The 16,964-nt window shown below is 45.3% G+C and carries 14 protein-coding genes; all 14 read left to right on the top strand.

The genetic code is table 11. The features are described 5' to 3' along the window. Window positions 1–57: 57 nt before the first annotated feature. The 14 genes from ACFGVR_RS22885 to ACFGVR_RS22820 all read left to right on the top strand — a co-directional run bounded on the left by ACFGVR_RS22885 (window position 58) and on the right by ACFGVR_RS22820 (window position 16,961). Window positions 58–1,926 (top strand): CocE/NonD family hydrolase, encoded by a 1,869-nt coding sequence (locus tag ACFGVR_RS22885; RefSeq protein WP_448700011.1) that lies wholly within the window; start codon window positions 58–60, stop codon window positions 1,924–1,926. 28 nt (window positions 1,927–1,954) lie between these two features. After that, complete coding sequence (locus ACFGVR_RS22880; RefSeq protein WP_448700009.1) at window positions 1,955–2,398, top strand: DUF2314 domain-containing protein; 444 nt, start codon at window positions 1,955–1,957, stop codon at window positions 2,396–2,398. Window positions 2,399–2,453: 55 nt separating this feature from the next. Further along, complete coding sequence (locus tag ACFGVR_RS22875) at window positions 2,454–4,001, top strand: glycoside hydrolase family 10 protein (protein WP_448700008.1); 1,548 nt, start codon at window positions 2,454–2,456, stop codon at window positions 3,999–4,001. A 255-nt stretch (window positions 4,002–4,256) separates the two neighbouring features. Next, window positions 4,257–4,721: a division/cell wall cluster transcriptional repressor MraZ gene (mraZ, locus tag ACFGVR_RS22870; protein WP_448700007.1), complete on the top strand. Its 465-nt coding sequence runs from the start codon at window positions 4,257–4,259 to the stop codon at window positions 4,719–4,721. Continuing rightward, complete coding sequence (gene rsmH / locus ACFGVR_RS22865; RefSeq protein WP_448700006.1) at window positions 4,714–5,616, top strand: 16S rRNA (cytosine(1402)-N(4))-methyltransferase RsmH; 903 nt, start codon at window positions 4,714–4,716, stop codon at window positions 5,614–5,616. The genes mraZ and rsmH overlap by 8 nt, the downstream gene beginning before the upstream one ends. Continuing rightward, a complete protein-coding gene (locus tag ACFGVR_RS22860; protein WP_448700005.1) occupies window positions 5,613–6,023 on the top strand; it encodes an FtsL-like putative cell division protein in 411 nt (136 codons plus the stop codon). Before rsmH ends, ACFGVR_RS22860 begins: the two co-directional genes overlap by 4 nt. Then, entirely contained in the window at window positions 6,020–8,125 is a 2,106-nt protein-coding gene (locus tag ACFGVR_RS22855; RefSeq protein ID WP_448700004.1) for a penicillin-binding protein, read from the top strand. Before ACFGVR_RS22860 ends, ACFGVR_RS22855 begins: the two co-directional genes overlap by 4 nt. Continuing rightward, window positions 8,122–9,585 carry a UDP-N-acetylmuramoyl-L-alanyl-D-glutamate--2,6-diaminopimelate ligase gene (locus tag ACFGVR_RS22850; RefSeq protein WP_448700003.1) on the top strand — a complete coding sequence of 488 codons (1,464 nt, stop codon included), beginning with the start codon at window positions 8,122–8,124 and terminating at the stop codon, window positions 9,583–9,585. The genes ACFGVR_RS22855 and ACFGVR_RS22850 overlap by 4 nt, the downstream gene beginning before the upstream one ends. A 3-nt stretch (window positions 9,586–9,588) precedes the next feature. Further along, window positions 9,589–10,830, top strand: a complete 1,242-nt coding sequence (gene mraY / locus ACFGVR_RS22845; protein WP_448700002.1) for a phospho-N-acetylmuramoyl-pentapeptide-transferase — start codon at window positions 9,589–9,591, stop codon at window positions 10,828–10,830. A gap of 42 nt (window positions 10,831–10,872) precedes the next feature. Further along, the gene (gene murD, locus ACFGVR_RS22840) at window positions 10,873–12,258 is read left to right on the top strand and encodes a UDP-N-acetylmuramoyl-L-alanine--D-glutamate ligase (protein WP_448700001.1); all 1,386 of its coding nucleotides are present in this window, start codon (window positions 10,873–10,875) and stop codon (window positions 12,256–12,258) included. A 95-nt stretch (window positions 12,259–12,353) separates the two neighbouring features. Continuing rightward, window positions 12,354–13,526 carry an FtsW/RodA/SpoVE family cell cycle protein gene (locus ACFGVR_RS22835; protein WP_448700000.1) on the top strand — a complete coding sequence of 391 codons (1,173 nt, stop codon included), beginning with the start codon at window positions 12,354–12,356 and terminating at the stop codon, window positions 13,524–13,526. 69 nt (window positions 13,527–13,595) lie between these two features. Beyond that, window positions 13,596–14,696 carry an undecaprenyldiphospho-muramoylpentapeptide beta-N-acetylglucosaminyltransferase gene (murG, locus tag ACFGVR_RS22830; protein ID WP_448699999.1) on the top strand — a complete coding sequence of 367 codons (1,101 nt, stop codon included), beginning with the start codon at window positions 13,596–13,598 and terminating at the stop codon, window positions 14,694–14,696. A gap of 50 nt (window positions 14,697–14,746) precedes the next feature. Further along, a complete protein-coding gene (murC, locus tag ACFGVR_RS22825; protein ID WP_448699998.1) occupies window positions 14,747–16,102 on the top strand; it encodes a UDP-N-acetylmuramate--L-alanine ligase in 1,356 nt (451 codons plus the stop codon). After that, window positions 16,095–16,961 carry a cell division protein FtsQ/DivIB gene (locus ACFGVR_RS22820; protein WP_448699997.1) on the top strand — a complete coding sequence of 289 codons (867 nt, stop codon included), beginning with the start codon at window positions 16,095–16,097 and terminating at the stop codon, window positions 16,959–16,961. The genes murC and ACFGVR_RS22820 overlap by 8 nt, the downstream gene beginning before the upstream one ends. The last annotated feature ends 3 nt before the right edge of the window (window positions 16,962–16,964 follow it).

Raw genomic sequence — 16,964 nt, 5'->3', positions numbered from 1 at the left:
ATTGTCCATTGTTTTCTTATTTTTATGCTTTATACTGACTTCCATTTTAAAACATTTATGAAAAAACTCTTCGTTTTTATCCTGGTCATGATAAGCACCGGCGTTTATGCACAACGCCCCCTCGGCCCCGATGCACAGTACATTAAAGACAACTACACCAAAACCGAATACCAAATACCCATGCGCGATGGTAAAAAGCTGTTCACGTCGGTATATGTACCAAAAGATCAGTCGAAGAAATACCCTTTTATGATGGATCGCACGTGTTACAGCGTTGCGCCTTATGGTGCGGGTTATAAAGGTGCGCTTGGCCCGTCATCAGCTTTTGTGCACGATGGCTATATTTTTGTATACCAGGATGTGCGCGGCCGCTGGATGAGCGAGGGTATTTATGAGGAAATGACGCCCGAACTAGAGGATCATAAAACCAATAAAGATGTTGACGAAGGCACCGATACCTATGATACGATCGACTGGCTGCTTAAAAATATTCCTAATAACAATGGTAAGGTAGGCGTATGGGGAATATCGTACCCCGGTTTTTACACTACAACCGCTTTATTGAGCCGCCACCCCGCTTTGGTGGCAGCATCACCGCAGGCGCCCATTGCCGATTTATGGCGCGATGACGGCTGGCACAACGGCGCTTTCTTTTTAGTGGCTAATTTTGGCTTTTACCCGGGCTTTACCAATCGCCAGGATGATAAGCCTACGCAACGCCCCGGTGGCAGGTTTAATCCCGGCACCGATGATGGTTACGATTTTTTTATGAAGATGGGCCCGATGAAAAACACCAATGACAAGTATTATAAAGATACCATCCGTTTGTGGAATGAAATGATGGATCATCCCGATTACGATGAACATTGGAAAGCCCGCAACGTACTTTACCATCTGCACGATATTAAAACCGCGGTACTGGTTACCGGCGGCTGGTACGATGCTGAAGACTTGTATGGCGCCATCAATACATATAAAACACTGGTTAAGAACAATCCGCATACGCCGATCTATTTCACTATGGGCCCCTGGGTGCATGGCGGCTGGTCGCGTGGTGCAGGCGACCATTTAGGTGATGTTGATTTTGGCGGCCCAACCGGCCCGCATTACCGCGATGATATCGAGTTTAAATTCTTCAGTCATTATTTAAAAGAAACCCCGCTCGATCTGGCCCCGGTAAATACTTTTGTAACGGGCACCAACGCCTGGAAAACCTATAACACCTGGCCGCCGGCGGGTTTTGCCGAAAAGAATTTATACCTGCTGCCTGGTGGTAAGCTATCTTTTACAGCCCCGGATAAAAAAGGGAAAGACAGCTACGATGAGTACATATCCGATCCGGCCAACCCGGTGCCTTTTATAGCCGACAGGAAAGAAACCATGGATATGCAGCGCGAATACATGACCGCTGATCAGCGTTTTTTAGTCGGCCGTAAAGATGTGTTGAGCTATCAAACCGATGTGCTGACCGAAGATGTAACCATTGCCGGCAACATCTGGGCAAACCTTAAGGTATCAACCACCGGTACCGATGCCGATTTTGTAGTGAAGGTTTTGGATGTATATCCCGATACCGCTTCGAACAATAAATTTACCGGTAAGGATATAAAAATGGCCGGTTATCAGCAAATGGTGCGCAGCGAGCCTATCCGGGGCAAGTATCGTAACAACATTAGCAAACCCGAACCGTTTGTTCCCGGCAAGGTAACTCCGGTAAATTGGGAACTGCAGGATGTGCTGCACACCTTTAAAAAAGGCCACCGCATTATGGTGCAAGTACAAAGCACCTGGTTCCCGCTCATCGACCGTAACCCGCAGCAGTTTTTGAATATCATGAAAGCTAAGGATTCGGACTTTATTAAAGCTACGCAACGAGTATACACATCGGGTGTAAATCCGAGCTTTATTAAGGTGAGGGTGTTGTAATATGATTCGGACAATAACCTCTTCTATTATGTTTTTAGGCCTCTGTATCTTGCTTTCATGTCAAAGTAAAAAAACAGATGATAAAAATAAATTTGTTGTCGGCCTTGAAAAAAATGATTCGACGTTTTTGGCTTTGAAAGATACTGCTCAAAGTTATCTTAATGTATTTATTGATAGTATCAGGATACATGGGACAAACAAAAAGTTTCGTTTTGCTGTTAAATCTGATTTTGTAGAAAACAATACGCACGAACACATGTGGTCGCAAGTGAATCAATATCATAATGGTAAATTTGAAGGAGTATTTATCGATTCAGCTTATCAAATTAAAAATATCAAACCTGGAGATGCTGTAGTAATACCCGAAAGTGCAATTGAAGATTGGTCGATTTACGATTTGAAACGCAATGTGAGAATTGGAGATTTTTCTGAAAAGTATTTGAGAAGCAAACAGCCCTTTACAGGTAATTGAACCACGCAGCATTTTAATAATAAATTTGCCTGTGAAGGCTGTCTAATCTAAATCCATGCACAAACTGCTCATTGTCATATTCTTATTAAGTGTACTAAGCTCTTGCAACACTACTGCCCAGGTAGTTATCCCACCCGAAAACCCCATACAACCCAAGCGAGAGTTTCGCGGTGTATGGATAGCTACGGTTGAAAATATCGACTGGCCCAAAAAGCAAAATGAAACATCGCAGCAGCAACGGCAGGAACTGGTTTCGATTCTGGATGAACATCAAAAGGAGGGCATCAATGCGATTATGTTCCAGGTTCGCCCTACAGCCGATGCCTTTTACGCCAAAGGGCGCGAGCCATGGTCTAAATACTTGAACGGAGTACAGGGTAAGGCCCCCGATCCGTTTTACGATCCGCTTGAGTTTGCTATCAACGAGGCCCATAAACGAGGGATGGAGCTGCATGCCTGGTTTAACCCGTATCGGGCAACTAAAAATCTGGATACCAATAGCCTGGCTGCTAACCATATTACCCGGCTGCATCCAGAGTGGTTTTTTATCTACGGTAATCAAAAACTGTTTGATCCGGGTATACCCGAAGTACGCGAATACATCGTAAAAGTGATCTTAGATGTGGTTGACAATTATGATGTAGACGGCATCCACATGGACGATTATTTTTACCCCTACCACGTATCCGGCCAAACGCTTAAAGATTCGGCCACCTTTGCTAAATATGGCGCGGGCTTTACCGATATCGGCGACTGGCGTCGTGATAACGTCAACAAACTCATCAAAATGCTCAACGACAGCATCCACGCGCATAAACCGCGGATTAAATTTGGTTTGAGCCCGTCGGGTGTGTGGGCAAACAAAAGCCAGAACCCCGAAGGGTCTGATACCCGTGGCGGCGATTCCTATTATTCGCTTTACGCCGATTCGAAAAAGTGGGTGCAGGAGGATTGGGTGGATTATATCAACCCACAGATCTACCGTGTGCTGGGCGCCGACGATGTTGCTTTTGATAAGGTAATGGATTGGTGGACGGATCACACCTACAATCGCCACCTGTACATCGGTATGGGGCCGTACCGCATTATCGAAAACAAGCTGGCCGGTTTCCGCGAGCCTACCCAGTTCCCGTACCAGATCAGGTACCTGCGTGCCAACCCACGCGTGCAGGGCAGTGTGTATTTTAGTTCAAAATCGTTACTGGCTAACCCGCTTGGTTTTACCGATTCACTCAAAACCAATTACTATCGTTACCCGGCTCTGCCGCCGGTTATGCTCTGGCGCGATTCCATCGCTCCCAAAACTCCACGTGAACTTGTCGCTAAAGCAGATACCAATGGAGTTAAACTAACCTGGAAAACACCGCTGCCGGCCAGGGATGGCGAGCCTGTTTATGGTTATGTGATTTATCGCTACGGAGCTAAGGATACATTGAATACTGATAACCCTAAATATATCCTGCACATCCAATACAACACCGAAGTTGCTTACGTGGATAAAACCGCGCAGAAAGGCAATACCTATATTTATGTAGTTACAGCTATCGACAGGCTAAAGAACGAAAGCCAACACTCTGCACCTGCGCTGATAACCTTACATTGACGATGATTTATACTATTTAGAAGTTCAATACTTCCACTTCTTCCCACCAAATTGGGAGTTTTATACAAAATCTGTTAAAACTTAACCTTGGCTCATTTTTGAGCCGGGGTTTTTTATTACCCAAAACCGCCAAAAATGTTTCAAAGTGGGACAAAAAATTAATTTTCAAGATGTTGAAAACTTTTAGTGGGAAAATGTGGTAATAAGTGGAGAATGTATTTACTTTTACATAACAAATAATGCCGACTTGTACCCATGTCCCATTTTTTAGGTGAATTTGATTGTAAACTGGATGCCAAAGGGCGGATGATGATCCCTGTGGGCCTCAAAAAACAGCTCCCCGGAGCTGAAAACGAGGGCCTTGTGATCAATCGTGGCTTTGAAAAGCACCTGGTGATCTACACCCGGAAAGAGTGGGATAAGATAGTCGACGATTTGAGCAAGCTTAACCAGTACGAAAAAAAGACACGCGAATTTATCAGGTATTTTACCCGTGGCGCTTCTGAATTATCGTTGGATAGTGCCGGTCGGGTGTTATTGCCAAAGGCGCTGACTGAATATGCTGGCATTGGTGCCGATGTAACCCTGGCTTGCCAGTTTAACAAAATTGAAGTTTGGGCTACCGATGCTTACGAAGCGCAAATGGATAACGAGCCTGAAAACTTTGCAAACCTGGCCGAAGAGGTAATGGGTGGCGCAGGAAGGAGGAGCGATGACTGAGTATCATAACCCCGTTATGCTGGCTGAGTGTATTGAGGGTTTGGCTATCAAGCCGTCGGGTACTTATGTTGATGTAACGTTTGGTGGCGGCGGCCACTCGCGCGAGATATTAAAGCACCTGGGCACTGATGGTAAGTTGGTTGCCTTTGATCAGGACGTTGATGCGCAGGCCAATGTAATTGCTGATGATCGTTTTGAGCTGGTTGATCAAAACTTCAGATATCTGAAGAATTTTTGCCGCTTGCATGGTGCTGTGCCTGCCGACGGGATCCTGGCTGATCTGGGTGTTTCATCGCATCAGTTTGATGTTCCGGAACGTGGTTTTTCAACCCGCTTTGATGCCGAACTGGATATGCGCATGGATCAATCGGCAAATCTCACTGCCAAAGAAGTGGTAAACACTTACGCTGAGGCTGATCTGCATCGCATTTTCGGGATGTATGGCGAAATACAGAACGCTAAATCGCTGGCGCGCGTAATTGCTACGGCTCGCTTAAATAAGCAAATCGAGACGATTGCTGATCTGAAAAACGCGATCGCTGGTTTAATACCTCGCGGTAAAGAAAATAAATACCTGGCGCAGGTTTTCCAGGCCTTGCGCATTGAGGTAAACCAGGAACTGGAAGCCTTGCAGGAGTTTTTGATACAATCGGTAGATGTGTTAAGGCAGGGCGGCCGGTTAGTAGTGATGTCGTATCACTCGCTTGAGGATCGCCTGGTAAAAAATTTCATCGCCAAAGGCAAATTTAGCGGCGAACTGGAAAAAGATATTTATGGTAATGATGATCGTCCGTATGATGCGGTATCGCGTAAAGCAATAACTGCCACGGATGAAGAGATAAAAACAAATAACAGGGCACGCAGTGCAAAATTACGCATAGCAGTAAAGAGATGACAAACCGTTTACGCGAAGAGATCAGGGAAGAGGAAGAACTGGAGAAGGATCTGGTTGTGGAGGAAAGAACTCCGCGCGAGATACCTGACAACTTTTTTACGCAGTTTTTTAAAAACGGTTTTGTTTCAACCGACTCGGCTACCCGCGCTTTGCCTTTTGTATTGTACCTGGCGTTTCTGGCCATGGTTTACATCGCTAACAAGCACCTGGCCGAAAAAAACATACGCCTGATAGACAAGCTGGGTAAGGAAGTAAAAGAACTGAATTTCGATTTTAAATCAACAAAAGCCGACCTGGCTTATAAAACAACATTAACCGAAGTAGCTAAGCGGGTGGATACTTTGGGTATAAAAGAATCGCTTGAACCACCACAAAAACTAACGGTTGAGGAGGATGACGACAAATGAGTATCAGAACTAACATATTGCTGCGGGTATACCTGGCATTTGGGTTGATCCTGCTTTTTGCGTTGGCGGTTATTGTGCAGCTGTGCCGTGTGCAGTTTGTGCAGGGTAAAAAATGGAAGGCTATGGCCGATAGCATGTCAACAAGGTATGTAAACGTAGAGGCTGTGCGTGGTAATATCTTCTCGGTTGACGGCAGCTTGCTGGCAACATCGGTGCCCGAGTATGAGTTGCATATGGATATGCTGGCCGGTGGCATTGCCGATGATAAAGTGTTTTATCAAAAGGTTGATTCGCTGGCTTTAAAGTTGTCGAGGTTTTATGGCGATAAATCGGCAACGGACTATTCACGGTTGCTGCGCGATGCCCGTAATGATAGCTCGCGCTATGAGCTGATCCATCGCAAGGTAACTTACGAGGAGTTAAAAGAGATCCGCAAGTTCCCTATTTTCAATATGGGTAAATACAAAGGCGGCCTTATTGTAGTACAAAAAAACAAGCGTATCCTGCCTTTTCGTGCCCTGGCTGCGCGTACCATCGGTTATAAAAACGAAAATATTAAAAACCCGGTTGGTTTAGAGGGGGCTTACTCTAACTATATCAACGGCGAAAACGGCAAGCGTTTAATGCAGCGTATTGCAGGTAATGTGTGGATCCCGGTTAATAATGATGATGAGGAAGAGATCACTGCCAAAGATGGTTCGGATATCATCTCAACCATCGATGTGAATTTCCAGGATGTTGCCGAGCGCGCATTAAAAAAACAATTGATCAAAAGCCAGGCCGACCACGGTTGTGTGATACTGATGGAAGTTGCCACCGGCGAGATCCGTGCTATTGCCAACTATACCAAGGTTGCCGATGGTGAATATGCCGAAAAATTGAATTACGCCATCAGCGAAGCTGCCGAACCCGGCTCTACTTTCAAGCTGGCATCGTACATGGCTGCTATCGATCAGCATAAAATTGACACCAATACGCGGGTTGATTGCGAAGGCGGGCAAACTAAACTGTATAACAAAATTATCCGCGACTCGCACCTGGGTAATAACGTGATCACAGTGATGACGGCTTTTGAAAAATCATCAAACGTTGCCGCGGCAAAACTGATCTATCAGGCTTATAAAGATACCCCGTCGCAGTTTACCGATAAGCTGTACTCGTATCATTTAAATGAAAAACTTGGCCTGCAAATACCGGGCGAAGGTCAGCCGCTCATCAAAACGCCAAAAAGTAAAAGCTGGTCGCCGCTTTCGCTTCCGCAGATAGCCTATGGTTACGAATCGAAACTGACGCCATTGCAAACCCTCACATTTTATAACGGGGTTGCCAATAACGGTAAAATGATAGCACCGCTGTTTGTAAAAGAAATAAGGCACCTGGGTAACACGGTCGAACATTTTCAGGCACGGGTGATCAATCCTAAAATATGCTCGGATGTAACGCTGAGCAAGGTAAAGATTATGCTGGAGAACGTGGTTGAACTGGGTAGCGGTAAAACAACCGTGCGCAGCACCATGTACAAAGTGGCCGGTAAAACCGGTACTGCGCAGGTTGCCGACGGTAAACTGGGTTATAAAAACAAGGTTTATCAGTCGTCATTCTGCGGGTATTTCCCGGCAGAACATCCTAAATACAGCCTTATTGTGGTGGTTAACAAACCGTTAGGGGCTTATTATGGTGCCGAGGTTGCCGGCCCGGTTTTCAGGGAGCTGGCCGACAGGGTTTTTGCCCGCGATCTGGACGTTAACCAGAACGCTGTGCTCCGCCTGGTAGGTAATACGCAAATGCCTAAGCCAAAAATCGGCGATCGCAAGGCTGCTGCCGAAGTGTATAGCAAGTTGGGCATTAAGCCGCTTTATGCATCGGCCAACGCTGCAACAGCAGGGGTTGATACCAGTAATGGTATAGCTATGGACGATGTAAAATACAAAAAAGGATACGTGCCCGAAGTAACCGGGATGGGCCTGAGCGATGCCTTGTATGTTTTGGGTAATGCGGGTTATAAAGTGAGTGTACGTGGTAGTGGAGTAGTAGCAAAACAGTCGGCCATTGGTGGAAGTTATATGCCTAAAGGGACAAAAATTTTAATAGAACTGCAATGAGATATCTGAGCGACATATTAAAAAATGTTCCCGCAACAGAGTTGCAGGGGGCATACGACGTAGAAATTACTTCCATCGTGTTCGATTCGCGCCAGGTTAAACCGGGATGTTTGTTTGTAGCAGTGCGCGGTACTGTGGTTGATGGGCACGATTATATTGAACAGGCTGTTAAAGATGGCGCCATAGCCATAGTGTGTGAAGACCTGCCCGGCCATACCGCCGGCGAGGTTGATTTTATTATGGTTGCCGATTCGTCGGTAGCTTTGGCGCAACTGGCTGCTAATTTTTACGATCAGCCATCGGCAAAATTAAAATTGGTTGGGGTTACCGGCACCAATGGCAAAACAACGGTTGCTACTTTATTGTACCAGTTGTTTCGCGATCTGGGTTACAAATGCGGCTTGTTGTCGACAGTTGAAAACCAGGTTAATGGTGTGATCATCCCATCCACACATACCACACCCGACCCGGTTGAACTAAACCGTTTGCTGGATGATATGGTGGCTAAAGGCTGCGAATACTGCTTTATGGAAGTTAGCTCGCATGCCGTGGTGCAGCACCGTATTGGTGGTTTAACTTTTGCAGGCGGCATGTTTACCAACTTAACGCATGATCATTTAGATTATCATAAAACCTTCGATAACTATTTAAAGGCCAAAAAAGCATTCTTCGATGGATTGCCTAAAGGTGCGTTTGCGCTCACTAATGCCGATGATAAGAACGGCAGTGTGATGTTGCAAAATACTAAAGCCAAAAAGAAAACCTATGCCTTAAAAAGCATGGCCGATTATCGCGCCAAAATATTGGAGAATCAGTTTGGCGGTTTGCTGCTTACGATAGATAACGAAGAGGTTTGGTTTAAAATGGTGGGTAGCTTTAATGCCTATAACCTTTTAGCTGTGTATTCGGCAGCGGTATTGCTTGGTCAGGATAAGCACACGGTGTTAACCGCTTTAAGCAAATTAAAAGGTGCCGAGGGGCGGTTTGATTATATCATCTCGGCAAACAAGGTGATCGGTATTGTTGATTACGCCCATACGCCCGATGCTGTGCAAAATGTATTAAGCACCGTACACGATATCCGTAAAGGAAACGAAAAAGTGATCACAATAATTGGCTGCGGTGGCGACAGGGATAAAACCAAGCGCCCGGTAATGGCTAAGGTGGCCTGCCAGTGGAGCGATAAGGTGATCCTGACATCGGATAATCCGCGCAGCGAGGACCCTGAGCAAATTATTAAAGATATGCAGGCAGGTGTTGGCCCAGGCGATCAGCGTAAGGTGCTCAGCATCACCGACAGGAGGGAAGCGATCAAAACCGCCTGCCATTTGGCAGAAGCCGGGGATATTATTGTTTTAGCCGGCAAAGGCCACGAAAAATACCAGGAAATAAAAGGAGTGAAGAATCACTTTGATGATAAAGAGGAGTTGACCAATGCTTTTAACCAATTAGCCAAATAAGAGATGCTCTATTATTTATTCAATTATCTTGATCACAATTTTAGCATACCGGGCAGTGGTGTATTTCAATACATCACATTCCGTACGGCGATGGCTGTAATCTTGTCGTTGTTGATCACTACGGTTTATGGTCGGCGGTTAATTGATTATATCCGCTACAAGCAGGTTGGCGAAACGGTGCGTAACCTGGGCTTAGAGGGCCAGATGCAAAAACAAGGTACGCCAACCATGGGTGGTATCATTATTTTGCTGGGTATCCTGGTGCCGACGTTATTACTGGCTAAGTTAGAAAACGTGTACGTGATCCTGATGATCATTACCACTGTTTGGTTAGGTGCTATCGGCTTTCTGGATGATTACATTAAAGTATTTAAAAAGAATAAAGAGGGTTTAGCGGGTAAATTCAAAATTATCGGTCAGGTTGGTTTGGCGCTCATTATTGGTTACACCATGTATTTTAACCAAAATATCCTGATCCGCCAGGAAGTAAAATTACCGGTAAAAAACGATTTAGTAGTTGATTATCACCTGCGCGGGAACCATGCCGTTTACACTCAGGATGTAAAGTCCACCAAAACTACCATGCCATTTTACAAAAACAACGAGTTTGATTACGGTAAGGTGTTAAAAATATTCGGTCATGGGTATGAGAACTATACACTGGTGGTGTTCCTGTTCTTCGTGATCATCATTATCACCTTCATATCCAACGGGGCCAATATTACCGATGGTATTGACGGCCTGGCTACGGGCACATCGGCCATTATCGGGATAACCCTGGCTATACTGGCCTACGTGTCGGGTAACACGGTGATTGCCGATTATCTGAACATTATGTACATCCCCAATTCGGGCGAGTTGGTGGTGTTTGCCGGGGCATTTGTAGGTGCTTGTGTAGGCTTTTTATGGTACAATTCATACCCGGCACAGGTGTTTATGGGCGATACCGGCAGCCTGGCCATAGGTGGTATCATCGCGGCCTTTGCCATCATGATCCGCAAGGAACTGATGTTGCCTGTACTGGCAGGAATTTTTATGGTGGAGAATTTTTCGGTAATGATCCAGGTATCCTGGTTTAAGTACACCAAAAAGAAATATGGCGAAGGCAGGCGCGTGTTTTTAATGGCGCCGCTGCATCACCACTTTCAAAAACGTGGTTTTCATGAAGCAAAAATTGTTACCCGGTTCTGGATCATCGGCATCATACTGGCCGTGATCACCGTGATCACATTGAAATTGAGATAAGCCCCCTAACCCCCTAAAGGGGGAATGATAAAAAAAATTAAAATGGAGAAGAACAACAATATAGCCAATCAAAAACTCCCCCTTCAGGGTGCAGGGAGGCTGCTTGTTGTTTTGGGCGCGGGCGAAAGCGGCGCCGGGGCAGCATATCTGGCGCAGCAACAGGGTTATGATGTTTTTGTGTCGGATTTTGGCGCTATAGCGGATAAATACAAAACGCAGTTACAGGAGTGGAATATCCGCTTTGAGGAAAAGCAACATACCGAGAGCGAGATATTATCGGCTGCGGAAGTGATCAAGAGCCCCGGTATACCCGAGAAAGCGCCGATCATAAAAAAGCTGAAGGAAAAAGGCGTGCCAGTTATCTCAGAAATAGAGTTCGCGGCAAGATATACTGATGCCAAACTGATCTGCATTACCGGGTCGAATGGTAAAACCACTACGACCAGCTTAACCTATCACATCTTAAAAAATGCGGGGTTGAACGTGGGTTTGGCAGGTAACATCGGTAAAAGCTTTGCCTACCAGGTGGCTACCGAAAAGTTTGACCATTATGTGTTAGAGATCAGCAGCTTTATGCTGGATGATATGTATGATTTTAAAGCAGACATGGCAGTGCTGTTAAACATCACGCCTGATCATTTAGACAGGTACGATTACCAGATGGAAAACTACGTGGCATCAAAGTTTCGCGTAACGCAAAATCAAACTGCCGGCGATTATTTTATTTACTGTGCCGATGATCCTGAAACCATTAAAGGTATGCTGAACCGGGAGTTTAAAGCACAGCTGTTACCATTTTCGATAGAACAAAAAGTAGAACCGGGAGCGTATCTCGATAACCAGGATATCATTATAAACACTTCACAAGCACATTTTAAAATGTCAATCACAGAGCTGGCCCTGCAGGGTAAACACAACATTTACAATTCGATGGCTTCGGGAATCTTAGCCAAGGTGCTCGATATCCGCAACCAAACGCTGCGCGATAGCATGGCCGATTTTCAGAACATCGAACATCGTTTGGAGTTTGTTGCCAAGATATCGGGCATCAGCTTTATCAATGACTCAAAAGCTACCAACGTCAACTCAACCTGGTACGCGCTTGAAAGCATGAGTACCGATGTGGTTTTGATTTTGGGCGGTGTGGATAAAGGTAATGATTACAGCATGCTGCGCGACCTGGTGCGCCAGAAGGTAAAAGCCATAGTATGCCTGGGTAAAGACAATAAACGCATACACGATGCTTTTGAAGATGATGTGGACATTATCGTAAATACATCGTCAGCTTCTGAAGCGGCATTGATTGCCTATCATTTGGCTAAGAAGGGTGATACCGTGCTGTTATCTCCGGCTTGTGCAAGTTTTGATCTGTTTAAAAATTATGAAGACCGCGGCAACCAGTTTAAACAAGCGGTAAAAGAATTATAAGCCCCCTAACCCCCTGAAGGGGGAACAAAAAATAAAGAAGCAAATAGAGAGATCGGTGGAATCAGAATTAATAATCAGTGTAATCAAAAGGTAAAATGGAAGCGTCAGTAAGATCCATGTATATCGATAGTATTTTCAGCAAAACCAAAGGCGACCGTTGGATATGGCTCATCGTGGTGCTATTGTCTATGATATCATTGCTGGCGGTTTACAGCTCAATAGGTACGTTGGCCTATAAACGCGGTGTTGGCGCCGAGTCGATATTGATGAAGCACCTGGCCATGATTACGGGTGGTATAGCATTAATGTATATATCACATAAACTCGATTATCGCTACTATGCTGGTATATCCAAACTGTTAATGGTTATCACTATACCGTTGCTCTTATATACATTGGTTTTTGGCGCACGTATTAACGATGCAAGTCGCTGGATAGCTATACCGGGTACAGGCCTGAGCTTCCAAAGTTCCGATTTGGCAAAACTAGCCTTGATAACCTACCTCGCGAGGCTTTTGTCGCGTAAGCAGGAAAATATAAAGGACGTAAAAGAGTCGTTCATTCCTATTATGGGTTCAGTTTGTGTAGTGTTTGCCTTGATCGCCTGGGCCAATATGTCCACGGGTATCATGCTGTTCGGTGTAAGTATATTGCTGCTTATTATAGGTCGGATAAGCGTAAAACAAATAGCGGTGGTTTGTTTGGGAGGAGCCGTGGTGCTGTCGGGTATTATGTTTTTAGGACCGCGTCGCCACCTGTATACCAAACGTATCGAAACGTTTTTACATCCCGAAAAGGCCGATCCAAATAAATCGTTTCAATCAAACCATGCCAAAATAGCGATTGCCACGGGCGGTTTTTTTGGTAAGGGCCCGGGCAAAAGCACCGAGAAGAACGTGTTGCCAGAGTCATACTCTGATGAGATATACGCCATTATAGTTGAAGAATACGGCTTGATAGGCGGTTTTGCTTTGGTAGGATTATACCTGTTTTTATTATACCGGTGTATCCGTATTGTAACCAAAGCGCCAAAAGCATTTGGGGCGTTACTTGCAGCGGGTTTAAGTTTTAGCTTAACCATACAGGCATTTGCCAACATGGCGGTAGCCGTCGGGTTGGGCCCGGTAACAGGTGTGCCGCTGCCGCTGGTAAGTATGGGTGGTACATCCATTTTGTTTACCAGCATAGCATTTGGTATCATCCTCTCGGTAAGTAAGGATAACGATGAAGGTAATAAAGTAGTAGTGGGCGAGATAAGGGAGGCTTGATTTCGGATTTCGGATTTAAGGATGAATGATAATACGAATAACATAATAACTCAATAACAGATAACCAAAGTGGGAAAAAAGATCATCATTAGCGGCGGGGGTACCGGAGGACATGTCTTCCCGGCTATTGCTATTGCCAATGCTTTGAAAAAGCTCGACCCAACCACCGAGATCTTATTTGTTGGTGCCAATGGCCGTATGGAGATGGAAAAAGTTCCGGCGGCGGGTTATCAAATTATTGGTTTGGATATTCAGGGTATACAGCGCAGTTCAATAGTTAAAAACCTGATGTTCCCTGTAAAGCTCATCAAAAGCGTGTTTAAGTCGATGAGTATTATTAAAGATTTTAAACCCGATGCCGCGGTAGGTGTTGGCGGTTACGCTTCGGGTCCGTTATTGTATGCCGCAAGTTTAAAAGGTGTGCCCACGCTGATACAGGAGCAAAACTCGTACGCGGGCATTACCAATAAATGGCTGGGTAAAAAAGCTAAAAAGATCTGTGTGGCCTTTGATGGAATGGAGAAGTTTTTCCCTGCAGATAGAATAGTTAAAACAGGTAACCCTATTCGCCGCGAGTCGGTGAATATTGCTGGCAAACGCCTGCAGGCTTTGGAGCTGTTTAAGCTATCGGCCGATAAGCCAACCATTTTTGTAACCGGGGCAAGCCTGGGCGCACGTACGTTGAACAACGCCATTATGGGCGGTTTGGATAAGTTGATACAGGCCGATGTGCAGGTGATATGGCAAACAGGTAAACTGTACTATCAGGGCATTATTGATAAGCTGGGCGATGATTATCATCCCAACATTAAAATAATGGGTTTTTTAGAACGCATGGATCTGGCTTATGCTGCTGCTGATATCATTATATCACGTGCAGGCGGAACGATATCTGAGCTTTGCGCGATTGGCAAACCGGCCATTTTGGTACCATCGCCAAACGTGGCCGAAGATCACCAAACCAAAAATGCTTTAGCGTTGATCGAGAAAAACGCAGCACTTTTTGTTGCCGACCGTGATGCCGAGTCAAACCTGGTTGACAAAGCGCTTGAATTATTAAACGATAAAGACAAACAAAAAACATTAAGCAATAACATCAGCAAGCTGGCGCTATTAAATGCCGATGAGGTTATCGCAAAAGAGGTTATCCAAATAACAGTTAACAATTAAATCCAGGCTCCTCTTTTCCCAAAAGAGAGGGGCTTTTTTAAAAAGAAACAATGGAGTTACGCAATATACAGCGGGTTTATCTGGTAGGTATCGGGGGCATCGGTATGAGCGGCCTTGCGCGGTACTTTAACCACCTGGGCTGTACTGTTTGCGGATACGATAAAACACCAACCACCTTAACCAGCGGCCTGCAAAGCGAAGGCATGCAAATTGTGTTTGAGGATAAGGTTGAACTGATACCGGCAGAGTTCCATACGGCTGACGCGGCTACTTTAGTGATCTATACGCCCGCCATCCCAAAGGATTCGGCCATACTGAATTTCTTCAAAGCGCAAGGTTTTGATCTGCAAAAACGCTCGCAGGTGCTGGGTATCCTGAGCAAAGGTATGTTTACGGTAGCGGTAGCAGGCACACATGGCAAAACTACTACCTCGACGATGGTGGCCCATATCCTGAAAGCTTCGGGTATTGATTGTTCGGCATTTTTGGGTGGTATATCATCTAACTATAACACCAATATGCTGATCGGTAAAAGTAATGTGATGGTGGTTGAAGCCGATGAATACGACCGTTCGTTTTTGACGCTGCATCCGGATATCAGCATCATTACCTCGATGGATGCCGATCACCTGGATATTTACGGCGATCATTCGCATCTGACCGATTCGTTCAAACAGTTTGCATCGCAATTGAAACCGGGCGGCAAATTAATTCATCGTAAGGGCTTAGAGCTTGAAACCGGCGATACTTATACGATTGATGGCGAAGCCGATGCTTTTGCCGAGAATATCCGCGTGGAGAATGGCTCGTTCTTTTTTGATTTTAAGAATAGTAAGGTTACAATAAAAGATATTGAATTAGGTATTGCCGGTACGCACAATATCGAGAACGCGGTAGCAGCTATACAGGCAGCACTGTACCTGGATATTGCGCCAGAGAAGATACACGATGCGCTAATCTCATTCCGCGGGGTGAAACGCAGGTTTGAGTATATCGTGAAGACGGATAAACACATTTACATTGATGATTACGCACACCACCCAGAGGAGTTGCGTGCAGCTATATCATCGGTAAAAAGGTTGTATCCTGATAAGAAGCTGACCACCATCTTCCAACCGCACCTGTTTACACGCACCCGCGATTTTGTGGATGGCTTTGCCGAGGTGCTGGATACGAGTGATGAGTTGCTGCTGCTGGATATTTATCCGGCCCGTGAGTTACCTATTGAAGGTGTGGACAGCAATATGATTTTAAGCCGGATGAAACTGGCCAACAAACGCATCTGCGGTAAGCAGGAGAGCGTAGAAATTATACGTAACGAAAAGCCCGAACTGCTTTTAACAGTAGGCGCAGGCGATATTGATACTTTGGTTGAACCTTTAAAACAACTGATGCAGCATGTTTAAAAAACCAATATGGAGGCATATTTTAATTGGTTTTGCATGGGTAACCGTGCTCACGGGCATTGTTGTGCTGATGAGTTTCATCGAAGTAAAGAAGAACGAGGTAGTTTGCAAAGATGTGAAGGTTTATATTCCGGGCAACCAGTATTTTATTGATAAGGACGAAGTTGACAACATCCTGCAGGTAAAAAGCAATGCACTGATCGGCCATAAGCTGGAAGATATTAATATCCATGATCTCGAAAATAAGCTAAAGGCTAACCCCTTTATTGAGTTTGCCAAGGTTTATGCGGATATGGATGGCGTGATCCAGGTGGAGATCAGTCAGCGGCAGCCAATATTGCGGGTGGTTAACCGGTTCGACCAGGACTTTTATATCGATCAGCATGGGTTGAAGATCCCGCTGTCGCAAAACTTTACGGCTAAGGTGCTGGTAGCTACCGGCGATATTGATGAAATGTTCAGCAACCGGGTCGACTCGCTGCATACCGTTATGGCTAAGGATCTGTATAAAACGGCCGACTTTATCCGCCGCGACTCGTTATGGAGCGCGCAGATAGTGCAGGTATTTGTTAACCAACAGCACGAGATGGAACTGATACCGCGCGTGGGCAACCAACGCATCTTGTTAGGTAACGCCGATTCGCTTAAAACCAAGTTTGATAACCTGCTGGTTTTTTACAAGCAGGCCCTACCTAAAGTGGGCGAGGATGCTTACAAGATCATTAACATAAAATACGCTAACCAGGTAATTGGTGTAAAAAAAGAAATAACAACAAAACCCGATTCGGCTAAGATAAAACCCATCCAACCCGACTCAACTAAAATAAACACAACGAATACAACTTTAATACAGCATTGATAT

Source organism: Mucilaginibacter aureus (assembly GCF_053514885.1).
This window is presented reverse-complemented; position numbering and strand designations above follow the sequence as displayed.

What these genes read in the sequence shown, in the direction of transcription:
- mraZ (WP_448700007.1), top strand. Translation starts at nt 4,257, where the DNA reads ATGTCCCATTTTTTAGGTGAATTTGATTGTAAACTGGATGCCAAAGGG.
- mraY (WP_448700002.1), top strand. Translation starts at nt 9,589, where the DNA reads ATGCTCTATTATTTATTCAATTATCTTGATCACAATTTTAGCATACCG.
- ACFGVR_RS22880 (WP_448700009.1), top strand. Translation starts at nt 1,955, where the DNA reads ATGTTTTTAGGCCTCTGTATCTTGCTTTCATGTCAAAGTAAAAAAACA.
- rsmH (WP_448700006.1), top strand. Translation starts at nt 4,714, where the DNA reads ATGACTGAGTATCATAACCCCGTTATGCTGGCTGAGTGTATTGAGGGT.
- ACFGVR_RS22875 (WP_448700008.1), top strand. Translation starts at nt 2,454, where the DNA reads ATGCACAAACTGCTCATTGTCATATTCTTATTAAGTGTACTAAGCTCT.
- murD (WP_448700001.1), top strand. Translation starts at nt 10,873, where the DNA reads ATGGAGAAGAACAACAATATAGCCAATCAAAAACTCCCCCTTCAGGGT.
- ACFGVR_RS22855 (WP_448700004.1), top strand. Translation starts at nt 6,020, where the DNA reads ATGAGTATCAGAACTAACATATTGCTGCGGGTATACCTGGCATTTGGG.
- ACFGVR_RS22860 (WP_448700005.1), top strand. Translation starts at nt 5,613, where the DNA reads ATGACAAACCGTTTACGCGAAGAGATCAGGGAAGAGGAAGAACTGGAG.
- ACFGVR_RS22885 (WP_448700011.1), top strand. Translation starts at nt 58, where the DNA reads ATGAAAAAACTCTTCGTTTTTATCCTGGTCATGATAAGCACCGGCGTT.
- murC (WP_448699998.1), top strand. Translation starts at nt 14,747, where the DNA reads ATGGAGTTACGCAATATACAGCGGGTTTATCTGGTAGGTATCGGGGGC.
- ACFGVR_RS22835 (WP_448700000.1), top strand. Translation starts at nt 12,354, where the DNA reads ATGGAAGCGTCAGTAAGATCCATGTATATCGATAGTATTTTCAGCAAA.
- ACFGVR_RS22820 (WP_448699997.1), top strand. Translation starts at nt 16,095, where the DNA reads ATGTTTAAAAAACCAATATGGAGGCATATTTTAATTGGTTTTGCATGG.
- ACFGVR_RS22850 (WP_448700003.1), top strand. Translation starts at nt 8,122, where the DNA reads ATGAGATATCTGAGCGACATATTAAAAAATGTTCCCGCAACAGAGTTG.